General features: G+C 50.0%; 2 protein-coding genes. One reads left to right on the plus strand and one right to left on the minus strand.

Going from position 1 to position 2,350, the window contains the following annotated elements:
- Positions 1–1,284, minus strand: a 1,284-nt coding sequence (locus tag ACR0P9_RS11225; protein ID WP_432620180.1) for an RICIN domain-containing protein, incomplete at its 3' end; no start/stop codon positions are given.
- 314 nt (positions 1,285–1,598) lie between these two features.
- Between ACR0P9_RS11225 and ACR0P9_RS11230 the strand changes: the two genes are divergently transcribed.
- Positions 1,599–2,350: ABC transporter ATP-binding protein (locus ACR0P9_RS11230; protein ID WP_432620182.1), on the plus strand; the 752-nt coding region annotated here is incomplete at its 3' end.

Genomic DNA, 2,350 nt, shown 5'->3' on the forward strand with positions numbered 1-2,350 from the left:
ACTTGCGCCAGCAAACGAGTAGCTGCTTCCCAGATTCTTGCCATTCGGATGTACCGTCATGATAGAAGCCAGCTTGGCAGAAGCTGCCGCTGTATCTTCCGAATTATCAGACAGCTTCCACTGCTGTGCCGCGCTGCCAGTGTATGCACCGAGCACCACACGAGATCCGGATGCCGTCAGCGCCATGCTCGGATTGCTCGCCAAACGCACGGAATAGGCACCACTCGCTTCGCCGACTGCCACAAAGTTCTGGCAGATCGTGCCGTTCTGCGTCCACAGCAAAGCGTTTGCTCCGCTCGTCGGATTGGTGTCAACCACAAGGTTTTTATTCGCCGTGCTGGCGATACGGAAGCTGCCGTCACTGTTCTTGACGAACGTGAACTGCTGATCGCTGCCGTTCTTGTCTGCTGCCAGTGAGAGGGCTGCCTGCTTATTGGCAGAAGCCGTCACCACGCGGTTGTTCTCTGCGCTGTGCAGCTCATAGCTGCCGTCCGGCAGATTGGTGCAGGTAATCGGAGAAGAGTTATTCTGTTCCTGCTTTGCCTGATAGACAACACCGAAGGCCAGCTGTTCTTCTCGCGCCTGTTCCGGTGTAACCTTGCCCTTTGCAATGAGCTTATCGGTCAACGTACTGTCGCTGTCTTTTAACTTGGTATTGAGTGCCATATAAGAGATTTCCATAATCTCCTGACGGCGGAACTGTCCATTCTTCCAATCATCTGCCTGCGCCTGTGTGCACAGACCGATTTCAACCGCCTTATCCAGCGAGCGATCCCAAGTAAAGTCTTCTCCACACACATAGTTCAGTGCTCGGAGGATAAATGTCATGTACTGCTCCGGAGTCACCGTATTATACGAGCCAAACTCCGTTGGACTGATGCCGCCGGTGTAGCTGCGGAAGACACCATAGCCAGCAAACCAATGGAACCAGTCCGGAATATCCGTAAACGGATACGAATAGTCAACCGCGCACGCGTCAGCCTGCTCACCCTGTATGTTGATAAACAGCGTCAGTGCTTCTGCACGTGTACCGACTTTCTCCAGCATCAAATCGCCCTTGTCATCACCGGCAATCAGGCCGAGACGCTGAAGCACATACGGGCTTTGCGACAAATCCGCGCTGGCATCCACGAGAGTCTGATTGGTGACAACCGGTGTTTCCTCAAATACTTCTGCTGCAATCGAGCTATCACTAAATGCGAATGCCGGCACGCCCACAGAAAGCATCATCGAGCTGCACAGCACCGCAGAAATCATCTTTTTCTTTGGCAAGTGAAAATTCAATGGAATTCCTCCTATCATTTACCAGAATTACCGATACCTAGTATAGCATAAATTCCGGCGTTTGCGTAACCGAATTGTAATCTTTGTAATCTTTCTGTTATCTGAACAAAATTCTTCTTATTTTCTTGTGAAATATTCACAAAGAATTTCCCATCTTCTCGCGTATTTCATCGGCCATATCTGCTGTTTTTCCGCAATATCTGCCATTTTTCCGAACTTCTGCCGAAAGAGGTCTTTTCCCGCGCGGCAGAATCCAGTATAATAGAACCGTTCTATTGCTTATCTGTTTCGTTTTTATATAAAGGAGGTTTTTCATGAACAGCATAGATGTCAATGGCCTGACCTGCGATTACGGGCACGGGCACGGTATATTTGATGTAACGTTTTCCGTCAACGCCGGAGAAGTCTTTGGTTTTCTCGGTCCAAACGCTTCGGGCAAGACAACGACAATTCGGCATTTGATGGGGTTTGTCCGTCCTGCTTCCGGCTCTTGTCAGATAGAAGGCCGCGACTGCTTTACTTCTGCCTCTGTCATCCAACAGACTCTCGGGTATCTTCCCGGAGATATTTCGCTGTTTCCGGAAATGAGCGGCAAATCCTTCGTCAACTTTCTCGCTCGTTACCGCGGCATGAAGGGACGCGGACGCATCAAGGAATTGACCGATCGCTTTGAATTGGATCTCAAGCAGCCGATTCGCCGCATGTCCAAGGGTGACAGACAGAAGCTCGCCTTAGTCTGTGCCTTTATGCATGATCCCAATATCGTCATTCTGGATGAGCCGACGGCAAGTCTGGATCTTCTCATGCAGCACGCATTTATCGATTTGATTTTGGAAGAAAAGAAAAAGGGAAAAACCATTCTCATGTCTTCTCATCGGTTCAGCGAAGTGGAAAAGACCTGTGATCGCATCGGCATCCTCAAAAGGGGACATCTTGCTACCGTATCTTCTCTGGAGGATTTGCGCAAAACCGAACGCCGAGTTTATCTGGTCACGCTGGACAATGAAGAAGCTGCACAAATGCTGTGCCGCGAAAATATTACCGTCTTAGAGCACGAGGGACGCAT

The sequence above is a fragment of the Butyricicoccus sp. genome (genome assembly GCF_050872565.1).
Taxonomy (GTDB): Bacteria; Bacillota; Clostridia; order Oscillospirales; family Butyricicoccaceae; genus Butyricicoccus_A.